Annotated in this window: 1 protein-coding gene; it reads left to right on the top strand. The window is 70.9% G+C overall.

Annotated elements, in window-relative coordinates; all coding sequences use genetic code 11:
• Window positions 1-368: hypothetical protein (locus DEQ92_RS23575; protein ID WP_199522960.1), on the top strand; the 368-nt coding region annotated here is incomplete at its 5' end.
• Window positions 369-612: the final 244 nt, after the last annotated feature.

Below are 612 nucleotides of genomic sequence, written 5' to 3'. Positions count from 1 at the left end.
CTCGCGAAAACTCCCAAGAGTTCGTCTCGATCACGGCTCCCGCGCCGATCACCGACGACAAACTCACCGAACTCTCCCCGCCGGAGCACGACCTCGACGCCGAGCCCGACACGGGCCGCCGCTGCGTCGCGATCGCCCACCAGCACGGCATCGTCCAGGACCACGCCGACGAGCGCGAGTACGAGGCCCACTGCGTGCTGTACGCAACCCTCGACGGCGAATGGGTCTGCGAGCGCTGGATCCCCGGCATCGGGAGTGATCTCTCGGAGATCCCGCGCGGCTTCGTCGCACCAGTCGCGGGCCTCTCGGCAGCTGGAGAGAACGCGCGTCGCTTCGCGCCGATCGTGCAGCGACACCCGGAGGCCTGAGACAGTGACCTGCACTGTCGAGCGCCGCCGGGCCTGCTCTCGCGCAGCCGCCGCCGTGGAGTGTCGCGATCCCGTGCGCCACGTCGACGTCCTCGATCCCGCGCGCTCCGAGTGGGACACCTGGACGCTCGAAATATCACTTGCAGCCCGGTCCGTCCCGCCCGCAGTGCTGCGGGGCCTCGCTGATCACGGCCTCTCCGTTCGGGACGCCTCCCCGCGCGGCGGCGGGCACTACGCCGCCGCC

The organism is Haloferax sp. Atlit-6N (assembly GCF_003383195.1).
GTDB classification, from domain to species: domain Archaea; phylum Halobacteriota; class Halobacteria; order Halobacteriales; family Haloferacaceae; genus Haloferax; species Haloferax gibbonsii.
The sequence above is the reverse complement of the archived record's forward strand: the minus strand, read 5'-3'. Positions and strand labels throughout refer to the sequence as shown.